27 protein-coding genes, 1 tRNA gene, 1 pseudogene and 1 other annotated feature are annotated in these 23,666 nt (G+C 60.3%); of the genes and pseudogenes, 19 read left to right on the forward strand and 10 right to left on the reverse strand.

Features of this window, described 5'->3' with window-relative positions; genetic code table 11:
- Nucleotides 1-8: 8 nt before the first annotated feature.
- The 5 genes from I6L37_RS09440 to I6L37_RS09460 form a co-directional block, all read right to left on the reverse strand.
- On the reverse strand, nt 9-989 hold the full coding sequence (locus I6L37_RS09440; RefSeq protein ID WP_216993871.1) for a hypothetical protein: 981 nt from the start codon (nt 987-989) through the stop codon (nt 9-11).
- Complete coding sequence (locus I6L37_RS09445) at nt 986-1,975, reverse strand: YqaJ viral recombinase family protein (protein ID WP_216993872.1); 990 nt, start codon at nt 1,973-1,975, stop codon at nt 986-988. The genes I6L37_RS09440 and I6L37_RS09445 overlap by 4 nt, the downstream gene beginning before the upstream one ends.
- Before the next feature lie 94 nt (nt 1,976-2,069).
- The gene (locus I6L37_RS09450; RefSeq protein WP_216993873.1) at nt 2,070-3,020 is read right to left on the reverse strand and encodes a DUF932 domain-containing protein; all 951 of its coding nucleotides are present in this window, start codon (nt 3,018-3,020) and stop codon (nt 2,070-2,072) included.
- Between the two features lie 209 nt (nt 3,021-3,229).
- Nucleotides 3,230-3,306 (reverse strand) — tRNA-Arg (locus I6L37_RS09455).
- Nucleotides 3,307-3,356: 50 nt separating this feature from the next.
- Nucleotides 3,357-4,508 carry a flagellar assembly protein FlgT gene (locus I6L37_RS09460; RefSeq protein ID WP_026456676.1) on the reverse strand — a complete coding sequence of 384 codons (1,152 nt, stop codon included), beginning with the start codon at nt 4,506-4,508 and terminating at the stop codon, nt 3,357-3,359.
- Nucleotides 4,509-4,708: 200 nt separating this feature from the next.
- Here I6L37_RS09460 and I6L37_RS09465 point away from each other — a divergent pair, with 200 nt between their 5' ends.
- Both I6L37_RS09465 and I6L37_RS09470 read left to right on the forward strand, forming a co-directional pair.
- A complete protein-coding gene (locus I6L37_RS09465) occupies nt 4,709-5,329 on the forward strand; it encodes a FlgO family outer membrane protein (RefSeq protein ID WP_042028055.1) in 621 nt (206 codons plus the stop codon).
- Nucleotides 5,330-5,339: 10 nt separating this feature from the next.
- Entirely contained in the window at nt 5,340-5,765 is a 426-nt protein-coding gene (locus tag I6L37_RS09470; protein WP_042028052.1) for an LPP20 family lipoprotein, read from the forward strand.
- 91 nt (nt 5,766-5,856) lie between these two features.
- Here I6L37_RS09470 and pheA read toward each other — a convergent pair whose 3' ends face one another.
- A complete protein-coding gene (gene pheA, locus I6L37_RS09475; RefSeq protein ID WP_216993874.1) occupies nt 5,857-7,029 on the reverse strand; it encodes a prephenate dehydratase in 1,173 nt (390 codons plus the stop codon).
- A 38-nt stretch (nt 7,030-7,067) separates the two neighbouring features.
- Nucleotides 7,068-7,201 (reverse strand) — a sequence feature (Phe leader region).
- A 169-nt stretch (nt 7,202-7,370) separates the two neighbouring features.
- Between pheA and I6L37_RS09480 the strand changes: the two genes are divergently transcribed.
- The 17 genes and pseudogenes from I6L37_RS09480 (at nt 7,371) to I6L37_RS09560 (ending at nt 20,476) form a co-directional block, all read left to right on the forward strand.
- On the forward strand, nt 7,371-7,982 hold the full coding sequence (locus I6L37_RS09480; RefSeq protein WP_216993875.1) for an HAD family phosphatase: 612 nt from the start codon (nt 7,371-7,373) through the stop codon (nt 7,980-7,982).
- 18 nt (nt 7,983-8,000) lie between these two features.
- Nucleotides 8,001-8,279, forward strand: a complete 279-nt coding sequence (locus I6L37_RS09485) for a DUF6482 family protein (RefSeq protein ID WP_026457152.1) — start codon at nt 8,001-8,003, stop codon at nt 8,277-8,279.
- Between the two features lie 80 nt (nt 8,280-8,359).
- Nucleotides 8,360-9,217, forward strand: coding sequence for a hypothetical protein (locus I6L37_RS09490; protein ID WP_216993876.1), 858 nt, complete (start codon nt 8,360-8,362; stop codon nt 9,215-9,217).
- 110 nt (nt 9,218-9,327) lie between these two features.
- On the forward strand, nt 9,328-9,900 hold the full coding sequence (locus I6L37_RS09495) for a DUF3157 family protein (protein ID WP_042028045.1): 573 nt from the start codon (nt 9,328-9,330) through the stop codon (nt 9,898-9,900).
- A gap of 184 nt (nt 9,901-10,084) precedes the next feature.
- Nucleotides 10,085-10,720, forward strand: a complete 636-nt coding sequence (locus I6L37_RS09500; RefSeq protein ID WP_026457154.1) for an outer membrane beta-barrel protein — start codon at nt 10,085-10,087, stop codon at nt 10,718-10,720.
- A gap of 181 nt (nt 10,721-10,901) precedes the next feature.
- Entirely contained in the window at nt 10,902-11,846 is a 945-nt protein-coding gene (locus tag I6L37_RS09505; protein ID WP_216993877.1) for a DUF523 and DUF1722 domain-containing protein, read from the forward strand.
- A gap of 150 nt (nt 11,847-11,996) precedes the next feature.
- A complete protein-coding gene (locus I6L37_RS09510) occupies nt 11,997-12,884 on the forward strand; it encodes a MerR family transcriptional regulator (RefSeq protein ID WP_216993878.1) in 888 nt (295 codons plus the stop codon).
- Complete coding sequence (phrB, locus tag I6L37_RS09515) at nt 12,881-14,302, forward strand: deoxyribodipyrimidine photo-lyase (protein WP_216993879.1); 1,422 nt, start codon at nt 12,881-12,883, stop codon at nt 14,300-14,302. The genes I6L37_RS09510 and phrB overlap by 4 nt, the downstream gene beginning before the upstream one ends.
- 1 nt (nt 14,303) lies before the next feature.
- Nucleotides 14,304-14,732: a nuclear transport factor 2 family protein gene (locus tag I6L37_RS09520; protein ID WP_216993880.1), complete on the forward strand. Its 429-nt coding sequence runs from the start codon at nt 14,304-14,306 to the stop codon at nt 14,730-14,732.
- Nucleotides 14,729-15,463 carry an SDR family NAD(P)-dependent oxidoreductase gene (locus I6L37_RS09525; protein ID WP_216993881.1) on the forward strand — a complete coding sequence of 245 codons (735 nt, stop codon included), beginning with the start codon at nt 14,729-14,731 and terminating at the stop codon, nt 15,461-15,463. Before I6L37_RS09520 ends, I6L37_RS09525 begins: the two co-directional genes overlap by 4 nt.
- Nucleotides 15,460-16,719 (forward strand): NAD(P)/FAD-dependent oxidoreductase, encoded by a 1,260-nt coding sequence (locus tag I6L37_RS09530; protein ID WP_216993882.1) that lies wholly within the window; start codon nt 15,460-15,462, stop codon nt 16,717-16,719. The genes I6L37_RS09525 and I6L37_RS09530 overlap by 4 nt, the downstream gene beginning before the upstream one ends.
- Nucleotides 16,716-17,470: pseudogene (locus I6L37_RS09535) on the forward strand (DUF1365 domain-containing protein). Before I6L37_RS09530 ends, I6L37_RS09535 begins: the two are co-directional and overlap by 4 nt.
- Complete coding sequence (locus I6L37_RS09540; RefSeq protein WP_216993883.1) at nt 17,470-18,726, forward strand: cyclopropane-fatty-acyl-phospholipid synthase family protein; 1,257 nt, start codon at nt 17,470-17,472, stop codon at nt 18,724-18,726. Before I6L37_RS09535 ends, I6L37_RS09540 begins: the two are co-directional and overlap by 1 nt.
- Before the next feature lie 2 nt (nt 18,727-18,728).
- The gene (locus tag I6L37_RS09545) at nt 18,729-19,208 is read left to right on the forward strand and encodes a DUF2878 domain-containing protein (RefSeq protein WP_216993884.1); all 480 of its coding nucleotides are present in this window, start codon (nt 18,729-18,731) and stop codon (nt 19,206-19,208) included.
- Nucleotides 19,205-19,423, forward strand: coding sequence for a TIGR02450 family Trp-rich protein (locus I6L37_RS09550; protein ID WP_124239298.1), 219 nt, complete (start codon nt 19,205-19,207; stop codon nt 19,421-19,423). The genes I6L37_RS09545 and I6L37_RS09550 overlap by 4 nt, the downstream gene beginning before the upstream one ends.
- The gene (locus I6L37_RS09555; RefSeq protein ID WP_216993885.1) at nt 19,380-19,922 is read left to right on the forward strand and encodes a chalcone isomerase family protein; all 543 of its coding nucleotides are present in this window, start codon (nt 19,380-19,382) and stop codon (nt 19,920-19,922) included. The genes I6L37_RS09550 and I6L37_RS09555 overlap by 44 nt, the downstream gene beginning before the upstream one ends.
- A gap of 14 nt (nt 19,923-19,936) precedes the next feature.
- Nucleotides 19,937-20,476, forward strand: a complete 540-nt coding sequence (locus I6L37_RS09560; protein WP_216993886.1) for a DUF3833 domain-containing protein — start codon at nt 19,937-19,939, stop codon at nt 20,474-20,476.
- Nucleotides 20,477-20,549: 73 nt separating this feature from the next.
- On the opposite strand, the gene nqrM is transcribed toward I6L37_RS09560, so the two are convergent.
- The 4 genes from nqrM to nqrE are packed head-to-tail and all read right to left on the reverse strand — an operon-like array spanning nt 20,550 to nt 23,664.
- Nucleotides 20,550-20,774: a (Na+)-NQR maturation NqrM gene (nqrM, locus tag I6L37_RS09565; RefSeq protein WP_026458096.1), complete on the reverse strand. Its 225-nt coding sequence runs from the start codon at nt 20,772-20,774 to the stop codon at nt 20,550-20,552.
- A gap of 11 nt (nt 20,775-20,785) precedes the next feature.
- A complete protein-coding gene (locus tag I6L37_RS09570) occupies nt 20,786-21,823 on the reverse strand; it encodes an FAD:protein FMN transferase (RefSeq protein ID WP_201980258.1) in 1,038 nt (345 codons plus the stop codon).
- A gap of 3 nt (nt 21,824-21,826) precedes the next feature.
- Nucleotides 21,827-23,050, reverse strand: a complete 1,224-nt coding sequence (gene nqrF, locus I6L37_RS09575) for an NADH:ubiquinone reductase (Na(+)-transporting) subunit F (RefSeq protein WP_042073202.1) — start codon at nt 23,048-23,050, stop codon at nt 21,827-21,829.
- A 17-nt stretch (nt 23,051-23,067) separates the two neighbouring features.
- On the reverse strand, nt 23,068-23,664 hold the full coding sequence (nqrE, locus tag I6L37_RS09580) for an NADH:ubiquinone reductase (Na(+)-transporting) subunit E (protein ID WP_026457917.1): 597 nt from the start codon (nt 23,662-23,664) through the stop codon (nt 23,068-23,070).
- Between the last annotated feature and the right edge of the window lie 2 nt (nt 23,665-23,666).

Below are 23,666 nucleotides of genomic sequence, written 5' to 3' on the forward strand. Positions count from 1 at the left end.
ACCGCCATTCACTGGGGAGGGGATGAGTTCCCTTTCCCCAATTTGTTGGTGAGTGGACTCCTTCTGGGTTGTGGCTTCGGCGGTATTCTGGTTGTTTGGGCTTGTGGGGCGTTAAGTGAGGTAGTCGCCACTGCACCTGCGTTACCATTCGCCGCCTCGTCGCTATTGGTTTCGGGATAGAACTCTTCCAACAGCATCGGCACCTCTTCATCGATATCCTCAAACTGGCCGTTACGCAGCAACTCGCGAGCAGCCTGCTCCATCTGCTCGATGGCCAAGCCTGCTTCTTGGTCACGCTGGGCGGCCTCTTGTGCCAGCCTGACTGCCTCGGTCAGGTTGGTTTCTTCCCGCAAGGTTAAATCCACGTAGTAGACCGGTGTGCGGTAGGACTGGGTGGTGCTCTTGGCTCGCAACCGCAGGGTGAGCGGCAGATAGCGGGTATGGCCCCCGCTCACTGCCTCCAGGTACTTCAGTCGCGCCGCCAGGGTGCGTACCGAGTTGTAGCCGGTGGTGCGGAAGATAAAACTGCCCAGCTCATCCCCTTGCCCCTCCACAAACAGGTTCAGTCGCCCGTAAAGCTTGCAGCCCTGTTGCCCGGCAAAGGCGCAGCGCTCGGGTCCAGGGCAGCTGACCTCCTCCATGCCTTGTGTCCCCACGCGTCTTGCCACCTCCCCATTCCCGACACAGAGCGGCCTGCCGGTTTGACGGTCAAAGGCGCTGTATTCCGCCCGCAGATTCAAGTCGCTATCGTTGAACAGCACCCGTACCGGAATGGCGCGGATCTTGGTTTGCTCCTGCCCTTGACCACTCTTTTGTGATGAGTAGTGTTGATGCAGGGGATGGAGTAACCATCCCCCCTTTTGTTGTACCTGGGTGGTGAGGGTGAAGCTGTCGTCCTTCTCCGGTACCCACTTATCCTGTTTTTGCACCAGCTTGCCGATGCAGATCCGCCCAATCACGGGCGGGGTAATCGCCAGTCCTTTGATCATGGTGTTTGCCTCAAGGGTTGAATGGTGAAACGGCGCACGCCGGGCACCGGTTTGACGTAACGGGTGAGCAGGTCGGGATGATCCTGACCGAGCTTATCCAGATCCGGTGCCAGCCGGTCTTTACTGCGCTTCCAGGTGATCTTGCCGTCGGCAAACAGCCCGGCTGTCGCGTCACCCAAAGTGGCTTGCAGCCGCTGCTTGAGTTGTGACTCCTGTAGCTCGACAGCTTCCTTCTGCTGACGCAAGCGCAGCAGCTCCCCAAACAGCTGGTTGAACTCGGGAGAATCGGAGAGATCTACCGTCTGGCCATCGTCACGCGGAAACAGCCAGCTCAGGGCATTGGCGGCATCATTGGAGCCGTCAGGCTCGGGCTGCTGGTCTTGTTGCACCATCTGCCAGAACTGCGCTTCCCGCTCGATGAGATCCTGGATCTTCTCCTCATCGCGCTCGATGCGGTAAATCCGAAAATCCTGGCCGCCGATCAGCACTGCCACCTCAGCCCAGGCATGGCCGGTAACCGCCAATTGATGCAGTACCTGACACTGATAAGCCACCGGCACACCTTCCTCCCACTGGGGGGCGCTGTGATAGCTGGCGGTCTTGATCTCCAGAATGCCCGGCCCATTGGGATGGCCGACCACCTCTCGGTCGAGGTTGGCGAGCATGAAGGGTTGCTCGGGGTGTTGCAGTACCGCATTGACCCGGCGCACCTTATAGCCGGTGCGTTTGGCGTAGACCTGCGCCAGCACCGGTTCCAGCTCAATGCCCCACAGCACGGCTTCCTTGTGTGAGATATCCTCCGGCTCCTTGCGACCGGTCTTCTCCAGCCAGAGGCTGAGCGGGCATTTGTAGGGGGAGAGCCCCACTGCAACGGCGGCATCGGAGGAACCAATGCCGAGTTTACGGATAGCGAGCCACTGCTCGCGGGTTAATTGAGTCGTGGAGGCCAGCCGTAGGGCTTGGCCATATTTGGCTTTTGCTTTCATGACGTCTCCTTGTTGACGGCATAAATGACTACGCCCGGATTGGCTTGCGCCAGTCCGGATGAGGTCGTTATGCGGTTTGAATAGGGAAGAGGAATTACTGCAGCAGGGTAAGGGCTTGGTTCAGGGCTTGGGATTTGAGTTGGGCTCCCTGACCGAACCAGGCGGAATCGAGCCGATGGTCCTGACTGCGAGCACGGCGGTGGTGATCGACATATTCCGTGACAGCATTAACCAGCCCCCAGGCGGTATTGCGGGAGCTGACAAGTTCTGAGCCCATGCCTGCGCCCTGATAGAGCTCATGCAGCCGTTGTACCGGCTTGGTGAGGATGATGTTCTCCTCATCCAGCGGTTGCGCCAACAGGTCGCTGAAAAAGCGCAGTGCCTCTTCAGGGGCCACGGGCCGCTGTGCCAGCGCCTTGGCCTGCGCCTTAAATTCATCCCAATGAGAGAGCCCCAGCCCGAGCGACTCTTTGACGGCAGCTGCATCGAACTGAGTAGAGTGGGGCACCTTGATGGCACCGGTAGCACCGCGCAGTGCCATCTGTAGGGTGTTGTTGCAGACTACCCGCAGCGAGGTGAACTGCGCCGTGGTGCAGAGCGTGCCGTCGCAGCTGGTCGCCAGCAGCAAATAGGACTTTACCAAGTCATTGCCTTTGAGTTTTAGATCCTGGCCTGTTTTGGCCAGAGCCCACAGCTTGCGGCCGCCTTTGAGCGAGCCTGCGGTCTCCAGCTCAAAGCCACCGGCCTCCACTAGGTCTTGATAGAAGTGCAGTACCTCGTGAGGCTGTACCACGTTGTAGCGGCTTGAGACCACCGACAGGGGGGCGAGGGTATCGGAGCGGTAAAGTACCTTGCTGTCGCTGTAGGGGCGAATATGCAGCGCATCGGAGGCGACGTTAAACATCACGTCGCTCTGCTCGATGGTCCAATCCATCCCGGCTGCCTGTAGCCAGATATCGAGCGATTGTTGCGGGGGCAAAACATTGCCAAGGCCATGCCAAGGGGTTTGACCGGTGTAGGCCATGGTGTCGATCAGGTGAGCCATGAGAAATCTCCAATGAAAAAGGGACTGCACAGAGCAGTCCCTTGGGTAGGTTCATGGAGATAATATATATCTGAAATCAATTGAAATGAGACTTATTTGCCTCTCTAGTTTCTAGCTATGGAATGCGCGCTGTGGTACCCCGTGTGGTACCCCAGGCCAAAAATGACCAAGGGGTTAGCACCATGACGACGCTAACCCCTTGTTTTGTATGGCGCTCCCGACTGGAGTCGAACCAGTGGCCTGTCCCTTAGGAGGGGACCGCTCTATCCTACTGAGCTACGGGAGCCTTGTGGCGGGCATTATACAAGAAGCCGCTCCCTTTTAAACCCTTGATTCTTATTCCAATACTGCCAAGTCCCCGTTCTGGATGTTGAATGGCGAATATTTGTTCTGGCTGCTGATGATGGCGCCATCGTCGAACACCTGCACCACTTCGAACAATCCTGCGGCCGGGTTGCGCATCATGCGCGACTTGCCGTAAGGGTCGATGAAGTCGGCGTTGTGCTGGACGCGGAACTGATCCCCCAGCTTGACCCCGTTGCGCCTGCCCAGATTGATGTAGGGGCCCCGTTCATTCTGGCCGACGATCCGGGCGGTGACGGGGGCGCAGCTGAGCTGGCTGACCAGATCCTGCGCCGCCTGCTGAAGCTGGTAATTGACCTCCTGGCCGTAGCTCGATTGCCAGAACTGGCCACCGCTGCTGCCCACCTGTGCCCGCTTGTCAAAGGTCCAGGTGGCGCGGCCCTGATACTCCTTGCGGCTGAGCAGGGAGCCGTTGATACCGTCGAACAGATAGAGCTGCATGCGAAAATTGCGCACCGGATCTTCAAACCAGCTGGTCAGCTGGTTGCCCTGGGGTTCGATGGAGAGGTCGTCGATGCTGCCGAGCACCAGATACTGGCTGTCGGTGCGCAGGCTCAGCGCCTTGATCTCCTCAAGGGCGCTGCGATCCCCCTGTTGCAGATGAAGCGGATCGATGCGCAGGTTTTCGTCCAGCCACTGGCGCACGGCCACCCCTTGCGGGGCGTTCGCCAGGTTCTCGAACATGCGCCGCGACAGATTGGCGGGCATGTCGTCGAGGGCGCCATAGCTCGCCTGGTCCGGATTGCGCATGCGCAGCCTGACCAGCGTCAAATCCTTGGCATAATGCTGGGTCTGGCAGATTTGGCGTTCCGCCTGAATGTCGGCCACCAGGGTGATGTACATGCGGCCGTTGCGCACCTCTTCCCGCTTGAGCCGGTATTGACGGATGTCGCCGCCGGAGCGGATCTGGATCTGCTCGGATCGCAGGCTGCCATTTTCCAGGCGCTGGATGCTGGAGACGGCGGCGCCACTCGCCAGCAGCGCCTGACGCAGGGCATCGCGGGTCGCCTGCTCGCGGGCATAGGCTTCATCCCCCAGAATGGCGGCGCTGCCCTGGGCTTCAATAAGCTCGGCATGGGCGCTCAGGCTGGCCAGCAGCAGGGTCAACAGCAGCGGTAATTTCATAACAGATACCTTGAAGAGGCGGGCAGAGGGCATTGTTTGATGCAATGGCGTCACTGGCCGACATAATTCACAACACGGGTTCGCCCTCTGCGCGGTGCAGGGACGATAATTAAAAAGCAAGATCCATGCCTCATTCCCGGCTCAAGCTTTGCGCCGGTTGTCCGATAACAAGTCAGGTGCAGATACAGGAACAGGTATCCATGAACAAACTCATCACGGCGTTGGCGCTCGCCCTGGCATTGACCGGGTGCGGCTCCGACCCCATCAATCGGGATCTGGGTGATCCCCGGCAGGCGGCAAAGGGGATGGAACTCAACTGGCTGGTGGCCCGCATGACCGATCAGCTGATGGAGCGCAAGTCTCTTACCACCCTGACCGAGCCCATCGCGGTGGCTTCCTTTGTCGATCTCGATACCCTGCAGGACACCAACTGGATGGGCCAGCAGATCGAGGAGAGCTTTATCTACGAGCTCAACCGTCGTGGGGAAGTGGTGGTGGACTTCAAGTTGACCGGCAGCATCAAGGTGACCCCCCAGGGGGATTTCGTGCTGAGCCGCAACTACAAAGAGCTCTCTTCCCGTCTGCCCATCTCCCGCATCTTGGTCGGCACCTTCAGCCGCAACAAGCAGGGGATCCTGGTCAACGCCCGCATCATCGACATGCGCACCAAGATGGTGGAAACCACGGCCCAGAGCCTGGTGCCGCAACAATACCTGGTCGGTGCCAACAACTCGTTTGGTCGGGCCTCCATCAACCGCGGTTATCTGATGCGGGGCAGCCAGGTCGGCCCCAGTGGGCATCTGGTCAACCTGACCCCGTAAGGAGCGAGTCATGAAGATCCTGTTTGGTTGCCTGCTGGCCCTGATGCTGGCCGGTTGCAGTGGCAATCGGGTGGTGGATTACACCCAGGGCGGCAAGCCCGATGATTTTCCGGTGCTCAAGGCGGTCGGTTATGCGGTGATCGATATCCAGCCCGGCCCTTCCCAGTCCGAGAAGATGTTGCAGGCCATCCGTGCCTCCAAGATGGATGCCTACCGCGAGCTGGCCGAACAGCTCAACGGTCAGCAGGTACGGGCCCACAGCAGCTACAAGGACTTGACCCAGACCTCCAACGCACTGGATGTGTCGGTGGCCGGTATGGTGCGCGGTGCCCGGGTGGTGGCTACCTATCCGCGTGGCAACACCTATGCCACCGAGATGGAACTTGATACCCGCGCCCTCTACAACATCAACCAGCTGATGGCGGGCCAGTTCTGACTCCTCTTTGGGCAGACATAGGTTGAAGTGGCAAAACAAAAGGCGAACATGATGTTCGCCTTTTTGTTGCTTTACTGGTCTGTCAGTTCAATCAGCTGCCCAGCAGCACCGGCGGCACCGTGGTCGGTTTCACGTCTTCGCTCGGGTAGCAGCCCAGTACCTTGATATAGCGGGTGATCTTGGTCAGCTCCACCAGGGCGGCCTGCATGGCCGGGGTTTGCAGGTTGGCGGAGACATCCAGGTAGAACATCTCTTCCCACGGGTTGCCCTGCACCGGACGGGACTCCAGCTTGGTCATGTTGATCTCGTGGCTGCGCAGCACCAGCAGCGCCTCCACCAGGGAGCCCGGTTTCTGGGAAGTGGACATGATGAGAGTGGTCTTGGCCGGGATCTGGGGCGCCACGTCGATGGGCTTGCGCGCCACCACGATGAAGCGGCTGTAGTTCTCCTTCTGGTTGGCCAGCTGCTCGGCCAGCACGTCGAGGCCATAGAGCTCACCGCCGGCGGCGCTGCCGATGGCCGCGGCCTCGGGGCTTGCCAGCTCCTTCACCTTCATCATGGCGCTGGAGGAGGAGTCGCAGATCTCGTGGCGCGCTCCTTCCAGCTTGCTGAGGTAGTGGGAGCACTGCTGGAACACCTGCGGGTGGGCATAGAAGGTCTTGATGCGTTCGATCTCGGTCGGCACGGCGGTGAGGATGCAGTGCTCGATGGGGTAGGTGAGCTCGCCGACGATGGAGAGGCTGGTGTGCTGCATCACGTCATAGACTTCGTTGATGGAGCCCGAGCTGGTGTTCTCGATGGGCAGCACACCGAAGGCGGCGCGGCCCGATTCCACCGCATCCAGCACCTCGCGAAAGTTCTGGCAGTTCACCTCGATCACCTGATCCTTGTAGCGGGCCAGGTACTTGCGGGCGGCGAGGCTCGAATAAGAGCCGCGCGGTCCCAGATAGGCGACGCTGGTCATGGGCTCCTGCTGCTCCGGGTTGATCAGACTCTGCAGGTAGGCCTGCTGGGAGAGCACGGAATCCTCGATGATGGTGTGGTAGATGCGAGTGATGTACTGGGCATCCAGGCCAAGCTGACGGCCCTGCTGGATCAGGGCGACCAGCAGATCCTGCTCGCGCTGGGGATCGCGAATAGGGCGCGGGTTGGCCTGCTTGGCCCGGGCGACCTCGATGCTGAGGGTCTTGCGTTTTGCCAGCAGGGCAAGCAGCTCCTGATCCAACCGGGTAATGTCTTGTCTGATCTCGTCGAGCGTTGCCATGATTGTTCCCTGTCCAAGTAATTATTTGATATATATGCAAAAAAAAGCCTCCGCAGGGGAGGCTCGATTCGTCTTTGCTTTCTGTTCACGAGAGCTGTTTACAGGACGATTAGCCTTCCCTCAAACGGGCCGGATAAACGAGAAAGCAAAGAAGAATAGGGTTTGCATGGTCATAATCCTCATTGTAACGCCTTAACCATTAAGGGATTTGGCGATTTGATGCAAGTAAAACTTGCCCGCGGAACGGGAAGGGGGCAGGGTATCCGGTGACGCGAATGGGCGTGTCCGAGAGCGGTTTGGCTCCCTCTGGTCCATTTCGCACGATGCGGGAGAGATACGGTATGGCCATTATTTTTGATCTGGGGCGTGTGGTGGTGAGCTGGGATCCGGTTGCCATCGTCAGTTCGGTCCGGGGACCTTTGGAGGCCGAACGGCTGGCACAGCAGTTGTTTGAACATCCGGACTGGCAGGAGGTGGACAGAGGGACCCTGTCATTGCACACCATGGCACGTCGGGCCGAGCCGCGCACCGGCCTGAGTGCGGCCGACAACCTCGCCATTTTGCAGGCGGTACCGTCCTCCCTCAAGCCGGATCCCGCTATGCTAACCCTTATAGAGGAGCTGCACGGCGCGGGGCACAGCCTCTACGCCCTCTCCAACATGGGGCACGCCAGTATCGACTGGCTGGAGCAACATGAGGATTTCTGGCGTTTTTTCAGTGGCAAGGTGGTCTCTGCCCGAGTGCGCATGATGAAACCCGAGCCGGATATCTACCGCTATCTGCTGGTGTCGTTCGATCTTGCACCGTCCGATTGTCTCTTTATCGACGATACCCTGGCCAACGTGACTGCCGCCGAGACGCTCGGGATCCGGGGCATGGTGTTTTGCGATACGGCGCGCTGCCGGCAGCAGCTGGTTGAACAGGGCTATTTGCCCGCAACAGACAAGGGGTAACCCCCTTTTGGGAGCCTTATGGAGCATGGCCGGTTTCGCAACTGGTTGAGTCACTACCCGCAGGCGACGCTGATCATCGCCTGTCGGGATGGCAGTGGCTACCAGCTGTGCGTCGAGGCGGAAGGGGAGTGCCAGTGCCTGACCGACAGTGAGGGGGGCTCCCTGACTTTCACTTCCCTTGAGCAGGCCGAGGGCTTCTTGCGAGCCCATCAGGTACATCAGGCCAGATTGCGGATTTATGACACCCATGGAGAGGATATGGTGCTCCAATCGCAGGAGATCGTCATAAAATTTTGAATTTAACCGGACTCTTTAAGGGTCTATTCAGCTAATTGTCAGCACAATAATCCACCTTTTTACCATCCGGAGCTGTTTTAATGGATGCCAATGTTGTTGTGCTGAATCAAGGATACGATCAGGCGTTTCAGGCCAGGGAACAGCAGTTGATCGATCAGTTGTCAGCCTATGATGATCTGGTTATCTCCTTTTCAGGCCGGTTGGAATCCTGTTACTGCATCGATTTGTGCCGGGCCAGTGGCGTCCGGATCCGGGCCATGATCATGGATACCCCCACCCGCAGCCGCAGCGAAGTATCCCGCGCCATCCGCTATTGCCGGCGTTATGGCATAGACCACTGGATCGTCAAGACAGATGAGATGATCTTCTGCGATCAGTTGTCGCAACTGGACGAGATCATCGATCCCGTTCGCCGTCTTTGTGAACACAGGGCTACCCATCCAGAGTGGGCGACACTGCCATTCCTGCTGCCGGGGGCGGCGGAGGAGCGGGCCGGGTACATAGAGATGTTCGGCTCCATCCCGGAAGACACCATCTGGCTGATGGCCGATCATGGTTTTACCAAAAGAGACGTGCGCTACGGCTTTAACAAACGCCAGCTGGATGATCTGGGCAAGGGAGGCAATGGCTGCCTCAGTCACCGTTTTGCCCACCCCAGCCAGTTGCAGCCGCACCATTTGCGCATGGTCGATCAGGCGGAGCAGATACTGGCCGATATGGGGTTCGACGAGGCCCAGGTCTTCTTTCATATCCTCTGCGATGGCCGTGAACTCACCTGCAACAGTGGGCCAACCCTGGCCAGGGTACGTCTGCCCGAGCATCAGCGGGCCCGGGCATTCGACATGCAGCCGGACATTCTGCAGGCCCTCAAGGGAACCCTGTTCGATCTGGTCACTCTGGATATGGTGCCTCACGAACGCCACGAGCTGGCGATTTAGTCCGGCGAGGGCGTCGCCAGCTTGCCCGGAGAACGTGAGCCCCGTCATAGGCAAGGCGTGACAGGAGTGTTTATACTGTCGCCCTTTCAATGATATCGAGTCCCGACCCTATGAAATCTTTGTCCCGTCTGCTGGTTGCCCTGTGCCTCACTCCTGTGCTGGCGCAGGCGGCTCCTCTCTCTCAGGTGACCCTGCCCGATGGGCGCCAGGTCCAGCTCAATGATGACTTCACCTGGGAGTATCTGGTGGTCAAGCAGGCTGAGCCGGTCAAGGGGAACGAGGCGCTCGCGAAATCCGGCGCTGTGGTGGCGGTGGCGGCTCCCGTGCTGACCGAGCAGGCCAAGGCCCATCCCGAGCTGCTCTCCCAGGCGGTCCGTGATGGCATCATGGTCAAGCTGGACAAGGTTGAGGGCACGGATCCCATGGCGCTGAGCTTTCAGATCAGCAACACCGGCACCCGCAATGTGGTCGGGGTGCGCGGCTGGGTGACGCTGTTCAGTGCCGACGGGGTACAGCTGCAGCGTCAGGAGGCGCGTTTCTGGGTCGCCGAGAACCGTCTGCCGGAGACTTATCTGCGCAAGGGACAGGTACGTCCGGCACGTGGTCTCGAGGTGTCGCGTCCGGCCGGGCTGACGGGAGAACCCCTGGTGCGGATCGAAATCGACGAGGTGGTTTTCCGCTGATCCCCTGATCTCCTGACCCGGCTCAGTTGGTCCGGGTCAGGGCAGATGTTGCCGCCGTCATCACCTGCAATATCTGCTTACATCTGACATGGTTTGGCAACAGCTTGCCGCTCGGCATTGCCGCCGCCTGTTTGCACAATGACTCCATACCAGCTCTGACGAGCTTACCCATGGAGTCAATCACATGAACAAAACCGCAATCTCTCTTCTGGTCCTGGCCGGCTTCGCCTCTACCTCCGCACTGGCACAGGATGCGTTCAGCTACGCCAAAGGGTCGGCGACCTGGGCACACACCAAGTCTGACTATCTCAATGGCAAATCCAGCAACGACAGCAAGGGAACCCGTGATTTCGGCGGTATGAGCCTGGATCTCTCCAAGAGCTTCGGCTCCAACTTCTACGGCCGTGCCGGCACCGAATTTACCTCCCGCAACAATGGCAACGACAGCATGTCCATCTCCAGCGTCGGTGTCGGTGTGTTCACCCCCTTGAGCAGCGGCCTCAACCTCTATGGAGAGACAGGTCTGACCGGCTACCGCCTGGAGCGAGAGCTGGCCCATGATGTCAATGGATGGGATGCGGTCGCTCGCAAGGATAGCGGCAGTATGTACGGGGAAGTGGGTCTGCGTTACGACATCGGCAATGTGGAGCTCTCCACCGCCTATCGTTACGCCAACATGACCGATGATATGCACGACTTCAAGGTGGGTGGTGCCTACAAGTTCAACCAGAACTGGGCCCTGACTGCCGATTACACCTATCGCAACTGGGATCTGCAAAAAGGTTCCATCTCCAGCCTGGGTGTGAAGTACAGCTTCTGATGCGATGAACTCCGTAGTGTCTTTGATGTTTGCCCATGGCGATGGCCATGGGCTTTTTTTTTTTGTCTGATGATGCTTCCTTGCTTGTCCCTGTGCCGTATCGGTTTGCAGTAGTTGTACAACTTCCTTTTTTTTGTATAACTGCTATAACTGAATCAAGGCTTATACAAGGGGTGTCATCATGTACAAGATTAAAGTCGGGATCAGTGCCTGCCTGCTGGGACAGGAGGTGCGGTTTGACGGGGGCCACAAGCGCTCCAGTTTCTGTGAACGGGATCTTGGGGCTCACTTTGACTATCACCCCGTCTGCCCCGAGATGGCCATCGGCCTGGGTGCCCCTCGCGCCGCCATCCGGCTGGTCAAGCGTCATGGCGAGGTACGCGCCGAGGCGAGCAACGGCAGCTTCGATGTCACGGAGAAATTAATCGCTTTCAGCGAGCAGAAGGCGCGCCAGCTCGACTTCATCTCCGGTTATATCCTCTGTGCCAAATCTCCCAGCTGTGGCATGGAACGGGTCAGAATTTATGGCGCCAATAATGAGGGGAGCGCCAAGGAGGGAGTAGGCCTGTTTGCCAAGGCATTGATGGAGGCCAACCCATTGCTGCCGGTGGAAGAGGATGGCCGGTTGTGCGACCCCATCCTGCGGGAGAACTTCGTGCTGCGGGTGTTTGCCTATCACGACTGGCAACAGCTCTGCGCGCGCGGGCTCAGCGCCGCCGCCCTCATCCGCTTTCACTCCCGCTACAAGTATCTGGTGCTCTCTCACGCCACCACTCACTACCGCGCCCTCGGACAGCTGCTCGGCAATCTGGGCAAGGCCAATCTGGAAGAGGTGGCAGAGCGCTACATCAAGGGGCTGATGGCGGCGCTGACCTTGCGGGCAAACCGGCGCAGCCACACCAATGTGCTGATGCACCTGCAAGGCTACTTCAAGCGGGTGCTGACCCCGGCCCAGAAGCAGGAGCTTTGCGACACCATCGACAAGTACCGCACCGGTATTTTTCCGCTGCTGGTGCCGCTGACCCTGATCCGCCACTACCTGCGTGAGTATCCCAATCCGTATCTTGCCGAGCAGGTTTACCTCAATCCTCATCCCGATACGCTCAAGCTGCGTTACGGGCTATGAATGTCGCTGCGTTCGGCTGGGCATGTCTGTCACGTCTGAACCCTACAACCGGACACACTGACACTGCGCTACGGGCTTTGAACAGTTTGTGATGGCCCCGGTGTGCAAGAAGCACCTGGGCTCATATATCTACCTTTGATGGACGTCGTTATGTCTGATTTACCGCAAGCCGCTTCCCCTTTGTCTGATGAGGGGATCTACCCCATCCGTGAGGTTTCCCGCCTCACCGGCGTCAATGCCGTCACCCTGCGTGCCTGGCAGCGTCGTTACGGTCTGGTACAGCCGGCCCGCACCGAGAAGGGTCACCGCCTCTACAGCGAGCAGGATATCCGCCAGATTGGCGAGATCCTGAGTTGGCTGGAGCGGGGGGTGAGCATAGGGCAGGTCAAGGGGCTGTTGAGCGAGCCCTACTCCCAGCCGGTGAGCGATCACTGGCAGCAGACTCTGGAGCAGTTCAGTCAGGCACTGCTCGCCTTCAACCAGCGCAAGGCGGAGGCGCTGCTCAATGATCTGCTGGCGAGCTATCCCTTCGAGCTGGTGCGCAGCCGGGTGCTGCAACCGCTGGTGGAGCGGCTGCTTGGCCTTTGGCGCGAGCGGCCCGATGGCGAGCTGCTGCAACAGGTGTGGCTGGGCTGGCTGCATACCCGCTTCGCTCGCCATCTCATCGAACAGGAGAAGGGCGTCCCCGTCACTCTGGCGAGCTGGGGGCAGGTCGGGCCCCTCGATCTGGTCTGGGCGGCCTATGAGCTGATTGGCCTGGGTTACGAGGTGCAACTGCTGGGGGCGGTCGAACCTCGCCATGTCGCTCTGCTTGAGGGGCGATCCACTCCCCCCTGGCTGCTGCTGCTGGGGGCCGGGCTTGGCAAGCAGGAGCTGACCGTCGGTTGGCCAGAGGATACCCGATTCTTTGGCGAGCTGGGGCGCCTCTATGACGGCGACTGGCAGGCCGCTCACGGTTGGAAAGCCACTCTGGGCGAGGCAATAGCGGACGAGGCTGTCGTGGGGACCACCAGCGGACGCGGGAGGCAAAAGTCATGAAACTGGTCTGGTTTCGCAACGACTTGCGCCTTGCCGACAACCCTGCCTTGCGTCATGCCTGTGCCGGTGAGGAACCGGTCGCGGCGCTTTTTATCATCTCACCGACCCAGTGGCGGCAGCACAAGCTGGCCCCCGTTCGCCAGCGTTTCATCCTGGCGCAGGTTGATGAGCTGGGCCGCGAGCTGGCGGCGCTCGGCATCCCGCTCCATTTGCTGCGAGTCGAGACGTTTGCCGAAGTGCCGGCGGCGTTGGCTGACTTAAGTCGCGAGCTGGGGGTGACCCGGCTCTACGCCAATCAGGCCATCGAGATCGACGAGCAGCGTCGGGATCGGGCCGTCAGTACCGCGCTGGCGGAGCAGGAGATTGCTTGCCACTGGTTCAACGGTTGCTGCGTGCTGCCGCCCGGGCGAGTGCTGACCGGCTCGGGGGAGATGTTCAAGGTCTATACCCCCTTCAGCCGCGCCTGGCTCAAGGCCCTCGAGGAAGATGGCTTTGTCATTCACCGCACGCCCGATCCGCGCGGTGCATCACTGCCGTGGCAGCCGCTGGCCGAGCGGGAATTTGTCGATGCCGCCCTTGGCGAGCTGACGGCAGACTCCCGCTGGCCGGTGGGGGAGGCCGAGGCTCTGCGCCGTCTGGACACCTTCCTCGATGAGGCTGTGCTCGACTATGGCGAGACCCGGGACTTTCCGGCCCTGGCGGGCACTTCGGTGCTCTCCCCCTATCTGGCGGCCGGTATCATCAGTCCGCGCCAGTGCGTAGGAGCACTGCAACAGCGGCTCGGCTATCGACCCCAGTCGAAGGCGCAGCCCGGATTTGTCTGGCTCAACGAGCTCATCTGGCGCGAGTTCTATCGCCATCTGCTGGTGCTGATCCCAAGCCTCTCCATGAATCGCCCCTTCAAGGCGGAGACGGCGGCTCTGCCGTGGAGCTGGGACCCGGATGCCTTTGCCGCCTGGTGCGAGGGACGCACCGGCTACCCCATCGTCGATGCGGCCATGCGTTGCCTAAATGCCACCGGCTGGATGCACAACCGGCTGCGGATGATAGTGGCGAGCTTCCTCACCAAGGATCTGCACATCCACTGGCGGCTCGGGGAGGACTACTTCATGAGCAAGCTGATAGACGGCGATCTGGCGGCCAACAACGGCGGCTGGCAGTGGGCGGCGGGCACAGGTGCCGATGCGGCCCCATACTTTCGGGTATTCAACCCCACCACCCAGGGACAAAGATTTGATCCACAAGGGGAGTTCATTCGTACCTGGGTCACTGAACTGGCCGATCTGCCCGCCGCCTATCTACACCAGCCTCACGACTGGCTGCGGCTCAAGGGGCGGCAGGATTATCCGGCCCCCATGGTGGATCACGCCATCGCCCGGGTGAGAGCCATCGAAATGTTTCGCTTCCTGGAGAAATAACATGGATGAGCCGCTGGTCCGCTTCGTCGCCCTCTATCAGCAGCTGGACAGACAGCAGTTGCACCGATTGTCCGAAGTCTATGCCGACGAGGTGATCTTTATCGATCCTGCCCACCGCATCGAGGGACTGGCGGCGCTCAGCGACTATTTTGCCGCCCTCTATCAGCGCCTCACCTATTGCCGTTTTGTCATTACCAGTCAGCAGCAACAGGGGCGACAAGCCTGGCTCGGCTGGACCATGACCTTCTCCCACCCAAGGCTTCGTGGCGGCAAGCCAGTGACAGTGGAGGGGGCGACCCGCCTCGAATTAGACGAGGAGGGCAAGGTCTGCCTGCACCGGGACTATTTTGACCTCGGCGCCATGCTCTATGAGCAGTTGCCGCTGCTCGGATCCCTGGTGCGGACCATCAAGGGGAGGCTTGGGGCATGAGCGGCCGGGTGCTGATCACAGGAGCCACCTCCGGCATCGGCCGCCAGCTGGCTCTCGATTACCGGCGCTCAGGCTGGCTGGTGTGGGGCTGTGGTCGCGATGAGGAGCGGCTGCAGGGGCTGGAGAGTGAGGGCATCACCCCCTTGCAGTTTGATACCCGAAATCCAGCGGCCATGAACGCAGTGGCGGGCACTCTGCCTGCGCTGGATCTGCTGATCCTCAACGCCGGTCATTGCGAATATATGGAGTTGGCCGAGGGGTTTGACGGCGCCTTGTTTGCCCGGGTCATCGAGACCAATCTCATCGCCACCGGTCATGCGCTGGCCGCCTTCCTGCCACTGCTGAGGGCGGGGGCCCGTCTTGCCATCGTCAGCTCGTCGGTGAGCTGGTTGCCGCTGCCAAGGGCCGAGGCCTATGGCGCCTCCAAGGCGGCCCTCGACTATCTGGCCGATACCCTGCGCCTCGATCTGGCCGGCAGAGGGATCGGGGTTACCCTGATCCGCCCCGGCTTTGTGGAAACGCCGCTCACCGCAAAGAATGATTTTCCCATGCCTTGCCTGGTGCCTGTGGAAGAGGCGTCCCGCGCCATCATGGACGGGCTTACCGCCGGTCACCATCAGATCCACTTTCCCCGTCGTTTCATCTGGCTGCTGCGCCTGCTTGGTGCGCTGCCGGTGGGACTCTGGCTGCGTCTTGGCAGCTCGCTTGTGTCGAAAGGACGCCACTCATGAAGAGAAAGATAGCCATCGTCGGTTCGGGGATTTCAGGGCTGACCGCCGGTTTTTTGCTCCACAAACAGCACGACATCACCCTGTTCGAGGCGGCGCCGACCCTGGGCGGCCATACCGCCACAGTCGACGTGGAGCAGGGCGGGCGACGTTACGCCATCGATACCGGTTTTATCGTGTTCAATGATCGCACCTACCCCAACTTCCTCAAATTGCTTGAACGGATCGGGGTGGCACGGCAACCGGCCGAGATGAGCTTCTCGGTGAAAAGCCCGGAGGGGCTCGAGTACAACGGTCACAACCTCGATACCCTGTTCGCCCAGCGCAGCAACCTGCTGAGCCCGCGGTTTTACGGCTTTGTTGCCGAGATCCTGCGCTTCAACCGGGAGGCTCGCGCCTGGCTGGTGGATCACCAGGCCCTTGATGTTGGCTCCGAACTGACCCTGGGGGATTTCCTGCAGGCGGGGGAATTTAGCGACTACTTCGCCCGTCATTACATACTGCCGATGGGGGCGGCCATCTGGTCATCCACCCTGGCCGATATGCGGGCCTTCCCCCTTGGCTTCTTCCTGCGATTTTTTGCCCATCACGGCCTGCTGGAGGTGGCAAACCGGCCCCAGTGGTACGTCATTCCCGGTGGCTCGCGCGAATACATAGGGCCGCTCACGGCGGGATGGCAGTCGCAGATCCGGCTGGCTTGCCCGGTAGCGGGGATCCGGCGAGTGACGAATGGCGTCATTGTCCAGAGCCGTGATGGCGAGGAGCAGTTTGACGAGGTGATATTCGCCTGCCACAGCGACCAGGCGCTGGCCCTGCTGGCGGATGCGAGCGAGCGGGAGCGGGCCATCCTCGGCGCCATGCCCTATCAGGCCAATGAAGTCTGGCTCCACACCGACGCAACTTGCCTGCCGGTGCGCCGCAAGGCGTGGGCCAGCTGGAACTATCAGCTCGGTGATGATGACGGCGCACGGCCACTGGTGAGTTACAACATGAATATCCTGCAGGGGGTGAGTTCACCCGAGCCCTTCTGCGTCAGCCTCAATCCCGCAGGTCGGGTGGACGAGAGCAAGGTATTGCGCCGTTTCGTCTATCACCATCCGGTGTTCAATCAGAGCTCCATCGCCGCCCAGCAGCGGCGACCAGAGATCTGCGGTCAGCGGCACACCCACTTCTGCGGTGCCTACTGGTACAACGGCTTTCACGAGGATGGGGTGCGCAGCGCCCTGGACGTGGCCAAGCGCTTCGGGGCCGAGCTATGAAAGGCGCAACCGCGACAGTGAGCGGCGGGATCAGCGCCATCTGGCGGGGCTCGGTGCGCCACCGCCGCTTCGCGCCGAGGGTTCACGCTTTTTCGTACCACCTCTTCATGCTGGGACTGGATCTCGACGAACTACCGGGCCTCGATCAGGGAAGATGGTTCGCGGTGGAGCGGGCCGGGCTGCTCTCCTTTCGTCGTCAGGACTATTTGCGGGGGAGCGCGGGCCCGCTCAAACAGGCGGTGTGGGACAAGGTGGCCGAGCTTGGCGGCGATGCCGACCCGAAGGGGCGGGTGCTGCTGCTCGGCAACGTACGTTGCCTGGGGTTTTACTTCAGCCCGGTCAACTTCTACTTCTGCGATCGGCAGGGGAAGACGCGCTATTTGCTGGCAGAGGTCTCCAACACCCCCTGGAACGAGCGCCACTACTACCTGCTGGATCTGGCGGCGCTGGCTCCCCACGACAAGGATTTTCACGTCTCCCCCTTCATGGAGCTGGCCATGCGCTACCACTGGCGGATCCGCCCGCGCAGGAGACACTGATCCACATCGAGAGTCATCCCGTATCCGGTGAGGCCAAGCTGTTTGACGCCACCCTGGCGCTGCGCCGCGTGCCGCTGTCGCGCCAGGAGCTGGTGGCGCTGCTGGTCCGCTGGCCCTGGATGACCATGAGGGTGCTGCTCGGTATCTACTGGCAGGCCCTGCGTCTTTTTATCAAACGAACCCCCATCTTCACCCATCCGGAGACTCGCTAATGGAACTGGTGCAATCTTCTGTTTCTGCCTCTTTCATCGACAAGGGGGCCAGGCAACTGCTGCTCAATTTGCTTGGGCGGCTCGACCAAGGCCAACTGCTGCTGCGAGATGGCCGCGAGCGTTACAGCTTTGGTGATGCAAGCAGTGATTTGCATGCCGAGCTGGTGGTGCTGGATCCGGCCTTCTATCGCCGCTTGCTGCTGGGGGGCAGCATTGCTGCCGGTGAAACCTGGGTAGAAGGGCTCTGGACCAGCCCGGATCCGGTGGCGTTGGTGCGGTTGCTGGCCCGCAATCTGCCGTTGCTCGACAGCCTGGAGCGGCGCCTGGGCTGGCTCAGCTTCCCCTTCAACAAGGTGCGCCACTGGCGGAGTCGCAATACCCTGACCGGGTCGCGCGCCAACATCGCCGCCCACTACGATCTCGGCAACGCTCTTTATCAGGGTTTTCTCGACAGCCATATGCAGTATTCGAGCGCCATCTATCCGGGGGCAGAGGCCACCCTGGAAGAGGGGCAGCAGGCCAAGCTGCGCACCATCTGCGAGCGGTTGGAACTGGGGCCTGACGATCATCTGCTGGAGATCGGGACCGGCTGGGGTGGGCTGGCCGTCTTTGCCGCTCGCCACTACGGCTGCCGGGTGACTACCACCACCATCTCCCGGGCCCAGCACGACTATGCAAAAGAGTGGATCGGGCGGGAGGGGCTCGGGGATCGCATCACCTTGTTGCTGGAGGATTACCGCAAGCTGGAGGGGCGGTTCGACAAGCTGGTTTCCATCGAGATGATCGAAGCGGTGGGCCACGCCTTTCTGCCGGACTACTTTCGCCAGCTGTCTCGCCTGCTCAAACCCGGTGGACGCCTGCTCATTCAGGCCATCACCATCGCCGATCAGCGCCATGCCCAGTACCTGCGCGGGGTCGACTTCATCCAGCGCTATATCTTCCCCGGTGGCTGCCTGCCGAGCGTCTCCCAGATGGCGGGATTGCTGGCCCGCGAAACCGACATGCAACTGGTGCGGCTGCACGATCACGGCCATCACTACGCTCGCACACTGGCCCACTGGTGCCAGCGTTTTCTGGCGCTGGCGCCCGAGCTGCCTGCGCTCGGCTACAGCCAGGACTTTATCCGGCTGTGGCACTTCTATTTCGCCTACTGCGAGGGGGGATTCTGGGAACGCACCATCAGCCTGGTACAACTGGAGGCGGCCAAACCCGGGCCGCTTGGCTGGTCGGGAGACTTGCCGGTAAGCGGTCACTGACCATGTGGCGGTGGGCCCAACTGCTGGGGTTCAACCTCTACTGGTTGCTGGCGGTGAAGTGGCAGCTGCCGGGTCCCTTGCTTGCGATGCTGCTGCTTCATTTTCTCTGCTCGCCAAGCCGCAAAAGGGATCTGCGACTCCTGCCCATGGCCCTTGCAGGCTGCCTGCTCGATCTGCTGCTCTGGCGGCTCGGGCTGTTCGATTTCAAGGCCGGTTTTCCGCTCTGGCTGGCGCTGCTCTGGGTCGGATTTGTCCTGACGCTGGCCCATGGCATGCGCTGGCTACTGCGATTACCCCGTTGGCAACAGGGGCTGTTTGGCATGCTTGGGGGGACGGTCTCCTATGTGGCGGGAGCCAAGATGGGAGCAGTACACTTACCCTGGGGCATCGGGATCAGTGCGGCCCTGCTGGCCGTGATCTGGATGTGGTGGTTACCCCTACTACTGTGGGTAATGGTCAAGCTGGAGGGTGAGCCAAGATGAACACCTTTTCGACCGACACTTTGTTGTTTTCCAAGTGGACCAAAGAGAGCCAGCACGAGCTGACTGATCGCTTCTATCTGGTGGTGGCCTGCCAGCGGGATGCGCAAGGGCGGCTGATGCAGGTGGTGATGCAGGATATCAATACCCTGCAGGAACAGGAGATGGATTGGCATGAACTGGAAGATCCCAGCCATTGGCACATGGGGTGGAACTAGCCTGCTCTTGGCGGTGCTGAGTTTGCACCTGGCGACTGCCGCGCAGGCTTCTGCCATCCCTTGGCAACAGTTGCGTCCGGTCGGCCAGGGGGAGATGAACTGGCTCTGGTTCAAGCTCTATGACGCCACCCTCTACAGTGAGAGTGGTCGCTATCAGCCGAGCCATTATCCGCAGGCACTGACCCTGACCTATGCCAGAGCCATCGAACGTGAGGATCTGCTCAGCGCCACCGCCGAAGAGTGGCAGCGGCTCGGTCTTGGCAGTGATGCCGATCGCCAGCGCTGGCTCGGGCAACTTGCGACCCTCTGGCCGGATGTGGCAGCTGGCGACAGGTTGACCTTCTATGTCGACAAGGCCGGAACCGGCCACTTCTGGTGGCAGGAGCAGCTCCTCGGCTCTCTCGCCGAACCGCAGTTTTCCGCCGCCTTTCTGGCGATCTGGCTGGCGGACAACAGCCGGGATCCAGCCCTTACCCGCCGCCTGCGCGGCCAACCCTGATGCCGGAGCCCTTTATGTCTTGCTACCGTCTATATCGTCTTCTCGCTTTGTTGCCACTCATGCTGCTGACAGGATGTGGTGCCAGCCTCGATGACTACCGTGGCCAGGGGCCCGAGTGGGATCTCGCCCGTTTCTTCAGTGGCAAGCTGGTAGCCCATGGCCTGGTCACCGATCGCAGCGGCGAAGTGACCAGTCGCTTTCGGGTCGAGATGGAGGGGCGCTGGCAGGAGGGCAAGGGAGAACTGTTCGAGCAGTTCCATTTTGACGATGGTCGCCAGCAGACTCGCACCTGGTATCTACGCAAGGGGGCGGATGGCCACTGGCGCGGCAGCGCATCGGATGTGGTGGGGGAGGCGGTGGGCAAAAGCGAAGGTTTTGCCCTTAACTGGCGTTACCAGCTCGATCTGGCGCTGCCGGATGGTGAGGTGGTACGGGTGAGCTTTGATGACTGGATGTATCTGCTGGATGAGGAGCGCTTGATCAACCGGGCCAGGATCAGCAAGTTCGGCATTGATCTCGGGGAAGTGCTCCTCTATATCGAGCGCAAACCATAGCCTTGTGGCCGGACAAACCCCAGTAAAAAGCGCGCCAGTGGCGCGCTTTTTGTTACCGTCGGAGCCCAGGCGCTCAGATGATCCGGTTCTCTTCCAGCATCTTGCGACGGGCCTCTTCCTTGGCCATCTTCTTCTTGCGGTTGTCACAGGGTTCGGGGCAATCGCACTCTTTCTCGATGCCCACGCTGCCCAGGCCACCGCAGGAGCCGGAGATGCTCTTCTTCTGGAAGATGTAGCCGATGGCCATGGCCACCACTACCGCCAGAAACACCCCGAAGGTGATCAGAAAAATCTGCATGTTGCTGCCTCTTACTTTTTAACCAGATAGGGCTTGAAGGCGTCGGAGTAGGCCTCTTCAAAACCCTTGTCGGTCTTGGTGATCACGAAGATCGCCAGTCCACGTTCGTTGGCGTAGGCCAGACTCTTCTCGGTCCCCATCACCATGAACACGGTTGCCAGCCCATCCGCCGTCATGCAGGAGGGGTGGATCACGGTGACCGATACCAGACGATGCTGGATCGGCTTGCCGGAGCGCGGATCTATGGTGTGGGAGAAACGCTGGCCATCCAGTTCGTAATAGTTGCGATAATCGCCGGAGGTGGCAACGCCGTTGTCACCCGGGACTATCACTTCCTGTACCGTGCCGGTGCCCGCGGTGGGTTTCTCGATGGCCACGCGCCAGGGATGGCCCTTGCCGTTGACGCCATTGATCCTCAGCTCGCCGCCAATTTCAACCAGATAGTTGCGGGCCCCCAGGGACTCCAGGTATTCGGCCACCTTGTCGACGCCAAACCCCTTGGCGATGGCGGAGAGATCCACGTAGAGATCCGGCACATCTTTTTGCAGGGTATCAGCATCGGCGGAGGTGATGACATGCAGATTGCCGAGCCCGGTCTTCTGACGGGTCTGGGTGATCAGCTCGTCGCTCGGGACCTTGGTCGGCCGTTTATCCGGGCCAAAGCCCCACAGATTGACCAAGGGGCCAACGGTGACGTCCAGCGCCCCCTGGCTCTCACGGCCAATGTGAATGGCCTCAGTGACGACTCGAGCGGTGTCTCGCGAGACTACGACCGGTGTGGAGTCACGATGCTGGTTGAAGCGGGAGAGCTCGGAATCGGGACGATAGGTCGACATCTGGTCGTTGACCCGCTCCAGCAGCACATCCACTTCTGCCTGTAACTTGGCCGGATCGCTGATGACAGGATCCGCCACCTTGATGGAGTAGTAGGTTCCCATGGTGCTGCCGGTGATGTGGATCTCCGGCTTGCTCTGGACCGTTTCCTGACCGCACCCAGTCAAGAAAAAGGCTAGCCCGAAGGCTAGCCAGGTCTTTACAACGCTGCGCATGGATTAACCACCAAAGTCATCCAGCAGGATGTTTTCGTCTTCAACGCCCAGATCCTTGAGCATGTTGATGACGGCGGCGTTCATCACGGGAGGACCACACATGTAGAACTCGCAATCTTCCGGCGCCTCGTGGTTCTTGAGATAGTTCTCGTAGAGCACGTTGTGGATGAAGCCGGTGTAGCCGTCCCAGTTGTCTTCCGGTTGCGGATCGGACAGGGCGACGTTCCAGGTGAAGTTCTCGTTCTCGGCGGCCAGCATGTCGAAGTCCTCGACATAGAACATCTCGCGCTTGGAACGGGCACCGTACCAGAAGCTCATCTTGCGCTTGGACTTCAGGCGACGCAGCTGGTCGAAGATGTGGGAGCGCATCGGCGCCATACCCGCACCACCACCGATGAACACCATTTCGGCGTCGGTGTCCTTGGCGAAGAACTCGCCGAACGGACCGGAGATGGTCACCTTGTCACCCGCCTTCAGGCTGAAGATGTAGGAGGACATCTGTCCCGGAGGGGCAGTCCAGTTGCTGGGCGGCGGAGTCGCGATCCGCACGTTCAGCATGATGATGCCGAACTCTTCCGGATAGTTGGCCATGGAGTAAGCACGGATGATCGGCTCGTCAACCTTGGACTCCAGATCGAAGATCTTGAAGCGATCCCAGTCACCACGATACTCCTCGGGAATATCGAAGTCCTTGTAGCGGACGTGGTGAGCCGGCGCTTCAATCTGGATATAACCACCGGCGCGGAACGGTACGCTCTCGCCATCCGGGATCTGCAGCTTGAGCTCCTTGATGAAGGTGGCCTTGTTGTCATTGGAGATGACGGTACATTCCCACTTCTTCACGCCGAAGATCTCTTCCGGCAGTTCGATGTCCATGTCGCCGCGAACGGTGACCTGGCAGGCCAGACGCTCGCCGTGACGGGCCTCGCCCTTGCTGATGTGATCCAGTTCGGTCGGCAGGATGTCGCCGCCACCGGACTTCACCCGCACCTTGCACTGGCCGCAGGAGCCACCACCACCACAGGCGGAGGAGACGAAGATACCGCTGCCGGCCAGCACGCCGAGCAGCTTGCCACCGGCCGGGCTGGTCACAGCCTTGGCCGGGTCACCGTTGATGCTGATTGTCACGTCGCCCGCGGTCACCAGCTTGGACTTGGCGAACAGAATGACTGCCACCAGTGCCAGCAGGATCACGGTAAACATGACCACACCCAAAATAATTTCCATCTATCGTTCCTTTCCGATTACAGGGAGATACCAGAGAAGGACATGAAGCCCAGCGCCATCAGGCCGGCGGTGATGAAGGTGATGCCGAGGCCACGCAGACCTTCCGGAACATCGGAGTACTTCATCTTCTCGCGGATACCTGCCAGCGCAACGATCGCCAGCATCCAGCCTGCACCTGAACCCACGCCGTAGACCACAGACTCGACGAAGTTGTAGTCACGCTGCACCATGAAGGAGACGCCACCGAAGATGGCGCAGTTCACGGTGATGAGCGGCAAGAAGATGCCGAGCGCGTTGTAGAGGGCCGGGAAGTATTTATCCAGCGCCATCTCCAGGATCTGTACCAGGGCCGCGATCACACCGATGAAGGTGATGAAGCTCAGGAAGCTCAGGTCCAGATCGGGGGAGAGGGCACCAGCCTTCAACACGTAGTTGTAGATCAGGTTGTTGACCGGTACGGCGATGGTTTGCACCACGATAACGGCAATACCAAGACCCATGGAGGTCTTGACCTTCTTGGACACCGCCAGGAAGGTACACATCCCCAGGAAGAAGGAGAGTGCCAGGTTTTCGATGAAAATCGAACGAATCAACAGACTCAGATAGTGTTCCATAC

The sequence above is a fragment of the Aeromonas sp. FDAARGOS 1407 genome (genome assembly GCF_019048725.1).
GTDB lineage: Bacteria > Pseudomonadota > Gammaproteobacteria > Enterobacterales > Aeromonadaceae > Aeromonas > Aeromonas enteropelogenes.